The following is a 5875-nucleotide window of genomic DNA, read 5'->3' on the forward strand; positions in this document are numbered from 1 at the left end:
ACCCGTACCCGTACCCGTGCCCGTGCCCGTACCTGTGCCCGTACCCGCACCCATGCCCGTACACCCGCGCATGCGAGCGCGCAGCCCGCCGACGGCGTCGGCGAGCTGCGCGAGATCCGCTGTGGCGCTGTGGCGCTCGTTCCACGGGAAGGACACCTCGTACGGGTCCTCGCCCTCGGACTCGACCCGGAGGGCGACCTTGGTGCCCCCGACATCGACGCCGAGGTGACGTCCCGTCCCCACTGTGCGATCCACCGCCCGTCTCCTCGGACCTCTCAGTGACCGGGCACCGCGGGGCAGACCGCGAGCAGGTCGGCGGGTCCGCGCAGGACCACGTCGGGACCGCAGGCGAGCAGTTCCTCCTCGTCGATGGTCGCCCACACGGCCGCGGCCGTGGAGACCCCCGCGCCCTGCGCGCTGGCCATGTCGGTGGGAGCGTCGCCCACCATGACGGCGCGCTCGGCCGGTACGCCGAGCAGGTCGAGGGCGTGGAGCACGATGTCCGGGGCGGGCTTCGGCCGGGGGATCTCGTCCGATCCGATCACATGGTCGAAGTAGTGGAGCAGCCCGAGGACGTCGAGCAGCGAGCGGGCCCGCGCACCGGCCTTGCCGGTGGCTATGGCGAGGCGCAGGCCGCGGGCGCGCAGGGTCGTCAGCAGGTCCACGACGCCGTCGAAGACCCGCACCTGGTCCGCGAGACGGTAGCTCTCACGGACAAAGGGCTCCTCCATCTCCAGCGGGAGCCCCATGATCTCCATGATGTCGGTGAAATAGCGGCCCTGGTGGCGCTGGTACTCCTCGAACGGCGCGGGGCCGTCGCCGACGACCTCCGCGTAGGCACGCGTGAAGGCCTCGTTCATCACGGCGAGGCTGTCGACGATGACGCCGTCCAGATCGAAGATCACGGCGTCCCTGACCGGAATCAGCGTCGCCGTCGTGGTGTCGTTCGGTTCGACCGGGCTGGTTGTCATGACATTCCCAGGGGGAGGAGGGGAGAGGGGTCGGGGGAGGGAGCGCCGGATGCGAGGGCGGCCTCGTAGAAGCGCTCCGTGATCCGGATGTTCCTGCGGATGTCCGCCACGGCGCTGCCGCGATGGGCGGGATCGCCGAGGAGCCGGGGCAGGTCGTCGAGCTGACGGCCGTACTCCACGCCGATCGGCTCGGCGGGCAGCGCGATGTCCTCGGTGCGGCCTTCGCGGGTCAGCGTGAGCGTCGGTACGGGTTCCCGGTTCGGGCTGAACCCGAAGACGCACCGCAGGGTCGCCGTGCCCGCGCTGCCCTCGACCCGGATCAGGGTGAGGTCGCGTGCCGCGTGCGAGGCCCAGCCGGCGCGCAGCGCCACCGAGGTGCCGTGCTCCGACACCAGGAAGCCGCGGGCCGTGTCCTCCACGTCGCCGCGGAGCTCGGCCTGCGGTCCGTCCTGGCGCCAGGCGGCGCCCCACGAGGGGTCGTTGACGAAGTCGTCGGAGACCGCGCCCGCGACCTGGACCATGGGGACCGGCCCGAGGATCGCGTCGAGGGTGTCCAACAGGTGCCAGCCGAGGTCCAGCAGGACACCGCCGCCGGCCTGATTGCGGCTGGTGAACCAGCCACCGGCCTTCGGGACGCCACGCGCCCGCGTCCAGGCCAGCTCCACGTGGCGGACGGTGCCGAGCGAGGGCACCAGGTCCAGCAGGACACCGATGTCGCCCCGGTAGCGCGAGGCACTGCCGGCGAGCAGCACCGCGCCGCCGTCGGTCTCCGCCTGCGCCAGCTTCTCGGCCTCGGCCGAGTTCAGGCAGACCGGCTTCTCCACGAAGACCGGGATGCCCCGCTGCAGCAGAGCGACGGCCACCTCGGCGTGCAGGTGGTTGGGTACGGCGACCACGGCGAGGTCGACCGAGCGGCGATCGAGCTCGTCCACGTCGGCGAGGACCGCCGGACGGGCTTCCCGTACTCCGTCTCCGTCTCCGTCCCCGTCCCGTGCCTGGCCGTCCTCGTATGCGGCGCGGGAAGCCGCGCTCGGGTCGACGACGGCCACGACGTCGAACGCGGGATGCTCCCGCAGCCGGGGCAGCCACAGCTCGCGGCCCGCCCAGCCCAGCCCGACGACCGCGACCCGGACGCTCATCGGGCGGCCAGGGTCTCGGCCACCGCCTCGGCCACGATGGCCGCGGTGATGTGCATGTCCTCCTCGGTGCCGAGGAGGACACGGTGCTGGAGCCAGACGCAGTCCTGCGTGATGGCCTCGGTGTGGGGGCAGAGCTCGGCAAGCTCGTCCACCGTCATGTCCGGCGCGCCCGTCTCCCAGAACGCGTCGGTACGGTAGACCGCGCGGAAGGCCACGAACGCCGGCAGCCCGCGGGCGACGAGCGACTCGACCAGCGCGTTGCGGCCCTCCTCGCCGATGCCGGGGATCCGGAACATCGCCATGTAGTGCGAGTTGTGGTCGGCGCGCGGGTCCACGGTCTGCGGGACCACGCCGGGGATCTGCCGCAGCAGTTCCCGGAGCACCGGCCAGCGCTGCTGACGGGTCGCGATCTGCCCGTCCAGGCGCCCCAGCTGCGCACGCAGGACGGCCGCCGAGAACTCGTTGAGCCGGAAGTTCGAGCCGCTCGTCTCGTGGAAGTACCGGCGGTCGGTACGGGGACGCCCGCAGCTGTGGCGGATGAACGCCTTCTCGTACGTCTCCGCGTCCGAGAAGAGCACCGCCCCGCCCTCGCCCGCGGTCATCAGCTTGCCGTTCTGGAAGCTGAACGCGGACACCGGGCTCAGCTCGCCCACCCGCTTGCCCTGCCAACGGGCGCCGTGCGCGTGCGCGGCGTCCTGGAGCAGCGGGATGCCGGTTTCGGCGGACAGCTTGCCGAGCGCGTCCATGTCCGCGATCTGACCCGCCATGTGCACGGGCATGATCGCCCGCGTCCGGGAGGTCACCGCGGCGGCCGTCGCCACCGGGTCGATGTTGTACGTGTCCGGGTCGACGTCCACGGGGACCGCGACCGCGCCCAGGCGCTGCACGGCCTGCGAGGACGAGATGAAGGTGAAGGCCGGAACGATGACCTCGTCGCCCGGACCGACGCCCATCACCTGGAGGGCGAGTTCCAGCGCGTGCGTGCCGTTCGTGACCGCCAGCGCGTACGGCGCGCCGTGGTGAGCCGCGAACTCCCGCTCGAAGGAATCCACTTCGCTGCCGCCCATGCGCCACCACTGACCCTGCTCCAGCGCACGGATCAGGCCGGTCCGCTCGTCATCGCCGAACTGCGGCCATGAAGGGAATTCCGGTGCCTGTCGGGGATTCATGAATCTCCTGTTCTCCCGCCTGGGCGGGAATGCGTCCGAGGGTGCCCGGGAACATGCCACGGACGGGTTCCGCGTCCCGAAACGCCGTCGCCGTGCTGGAAATCGCCTGTGAATTACCGTCGGTCGGTCGACATGGGTGATGACGCGGACGGCATCGTGGCTGGGGTTTCCTCAGGGTAGTGCGGCGGCTTCGGCCGGACATCCCCCGGTCTGGTAGTGATCAGCCGCCCCGCCGGGGACTCGCAAGGGTCCTGTCAGGCCCTACCAGGGTGAGGGATGTCGCGCTGAGACACCCCGAACTAACCTGGCCGAAAGCTCCAGTCTTGGGACTTCTCTCGAACGATTCTGGTAATTCCGGAAGGTGTGGCGTCATGGTGCAGGGCGAAATCATCAAGCCCCTTCCGGAAGTTCTGCTTGAGCACGCCGAACAATTCGGCGACAAGCCCGCTTTCGTGGACCGGGGACGCTCGGTCGGCTACCGGGAACTGGAGGCGAGGACGGGCCGACTGGCCGGGCATCTGGCGGACCTCGGCCTCCGGCGAGGCGACCGCGTCGCCATCCTGCTCGGCAACACCGTCTCCACCGTCGAGAGTTACCTCGCGATCGTCCGCGCCGCCGGCGTCGGCGTCCCCGTCAACCCGCGCTCCACGGCCGGCGAACTCGACCACATGCTCGGGGACAGCGGCGCCCGGTTCGTCATCACCGACCCGGAGAGCGCCGCCCGACTCCTCGACCGCGCGGCGGAGAACCGGCCCCTCGGCCCTCTCACGCTGCTCGTGACCGGCGCCGGACCGGTGCCGGCGGGCTGCCACTCGTACGACGAACTCGCCGCCGGAGGCCCGTCGGGCGACGCGCCGCTCCCGTCGAGCCCCAGGGACGACCTGGGCCTCGACGAGGTGGCCTGGCTCTTCTACACCTCCGGTACGACGGGTCTTCCCAAGGGCGTGCTGTCCACCCAGCGCAACTGCCTCTGGTCCGTGACGAACTGCTACATCCCCGTCCCGGAACTCTCCGCAGCCGACCGCGTCCTGTGGCCCCTGCCGCTGTTCCACAGCCTGTCCCACATCGCCTGCGTCCTGTCGGTCACCGTGGCCGGCGCCACCGCCCGCATCCTCGACGGACACTCCCCGCAGGACGTCCTCGACGCGCTCCGTGACGACCGCTCGACCTTCCTCGCCGGCGTCCCGACGACCTACCACTACCTCGTCGAGGCCGTACGGGACAGCGGCTCCACCCCGCCCGACCTGCGCATCGGCCTGGTCGGCGGCGGCGTGACCTCCGCCGCCCTGCGCCGGGCGTTCGAGGACACCTTCGCCGTACCCCTCGTCGACGCCTACGGCAGCACCGAGACATGCGGGGCGATCGCCATCAACGCCCCCCACGGCTCACGTGTCGAGGGATCCTGCGGTCTGCCCGTCCCCGGCGTCGGAGTCCGCGTCGTCGACCCCCGCACGGGCCAGGAGGTCCCGGCCGGGCAGGAAGGCGAGGTCTGGGTCCAGGGCCCGAACGTCATGGTCGGCTACCACAACAGCCCGGAAGCCACCGCCGAGGCCCTGCGCGACGGCTGGTTCCGCACCGGCGACCTGGCCCGCCGGGACGAGGCCGGCCACCTCACCATCTGCGGCCGCATCAAGGAACTCGTCATCCGCGGCGGGGAGAACATCCACCCGGTCGAGGTCGAGACCGCGCTGCGCTCCTTCCCCGGAGTCGCCGACGTGGCCGTCGCCGCGAAGCCGCACGAGGCACTCGGCGAGGTGCCCGTCGCGTACGTGGTCCCCGGGCCCGCCGGCTTCGACGAGGAGGCGCTGCTCGCGCACTGCCGCGCACGGCTTGCCGCCTACAAGGTCCCCGAGGAGATCCACGAGATCGAGGCGATCCCCCGCACCGCGTCGGGGAAGGTCGTCCGGCACCGCCTCGCGGACGTCCCGGGACGCCTGAGGATCACGGCGGACAGCGCCGGCCGCTCGATCCGGCTCGTCGAGCCCGACCCCGCCGTCCACGCCGCCCTGCGGGCGGACCTCACGGGCCGGGACAAGAGCGCACAACTGCGCGTACTGGAAGAGCTGGTGCGCGCACAGGCGGCGGAGGTCCTCCGCCTGCCCGCCGCCGAGGACATCACGCCCGACCGCGCCCTGCGGGACCTGGGATTCACCTCCCTCGCGATCGTCGAACTGCGCAACCGGCTCGTCCTGCACACCGGACTGCCCCTGCCCACCACGATCAGCTTCGACCACCCGACCCCGCGCGCCCTGGCCGTCCACCTGCGCGCCGAGATCCTGGGGATCACGGAGCGGACGGACGCGGACGCCACTGCGGAGGCGGGAGCGCACTCCGACCCCCACGACCCGATCGTGATCGTGGGGATGGCCTGCCGTCTGCCGGGCGGCGTCGCGGGTCCGGAGGATCTGTGGCGGATGGTGAGTGAGGGTCGGGACGGTCTGTCGGAGTTTCCGGAGGACCGTGGCTGGGATCTGGACGGTCTGTTCGATGCTGATCCGGACAGTCCGGGGACGACGTATGTCCGTCGTGGTGGGTTCTTGCATGACGCGGGTCGGTTCGATGCGGGGTTCTTCGGGATCTCGCCGCGTGAGGCGAC

At 71.6% G+C, this 5875-nt stretch carries 4 protein-coding genes and 1 pseudogene; 1 reads left to right on the plus strand and 4 read right to left on the minus strand.

Features of this window, described 5'->3' with window-relative positions:
- The 4 genes and pseudogenes from E0F75_RS38425 to E0F75_RS38440 form a co-directional block, all read right to left on the minus strand.
- Positions 1 to 255, minus strand: a pseudogene (locus tag E0F75_RS38425) (hypothetical protein); the annotation flags it as partial.
- Positions 256 to 275: 20 nt separating this feature from the next.
- Complete coding sequence (locus E0F75_RS38430; protein WP_229315653.1) at positions 276 to 971, minus strand: HAD-IA family hydrolase; 696 nt, start codon at positions 969 to 971, stop codon at positions 276 to 278.
- Positions 968 to 2110 (minus strand): Gfo/Idh/MocA family protein, encoded by a 1143-nt coding sequence (locus E0F75_RS38435; RefSeq protein ID WP_229315654.1) that lies wholly within the window; start codon positions 2108 to 2110, stop codon positions 968 to 970. The genes E0F75_RS38430 and E0F75_RS38435 overlap by 4 nt, the downstream gene beginning before the upstream one ends.
- Positions 2107 to 3279, minus strand: coding sequence for a DegT/DnrJ/EryC1/StrS family aminotransferase (locus tag E0F75_RS38440; protein WP_229315655.1), 1173 nt, complete (start codon positions 3277 to 3279; stop codon positions 2107 to 2109). Before E0F75_RS38440 ends, E0F75_RS38435 begins: the two co-directional genes overlap by 4 nt.
- 371 nt (positions 3280 to 3650) lie before the next feature.
- Here E0F75_RS38440 and E0F75_RS38445 point away from each other — a divergent pair.
- The coding region (locus E0F75_RS38445; protein WP_229315656.1) for an AMP-binding protein at positions 3651 to 5875 on the plus strand (2225 nt) is incomplete at its 3' end.

The organism is Streptomyces sp. CB02980 (genome assembly GCF_014451325.2).
Lineage (GTDB): Bacteria > Actinomycetota > Actinomycetes > Streptomycetales > Streptomycetaceae > Streptomyces.

Bases quoted from the DNA above. Each gene is read 5' to 3' on its own strand.
- E0F75_RS38430 (WP_229315653.1), bottom strand. From the start codon at position 971: ATGACAACCAGCCCGGTCGAACCGAACGACACCACGACGGCGACGCTG.
- E0F75_RS38435 (WP_229315654.1), bottom strand. From the start codon at position 2,110: ATGAGCGTCCGGGTCGCGGTCGTCGGGCTGGGCTGGGCGGGCCGCGAG.
- E0F75_RS38440 (WP_229315655.1), bottom strand. From the start codon at position 3,279: ATGAATCCCCGACAGGCACCGGAATTCCCTTCATGGCCGCAGTTCGGC.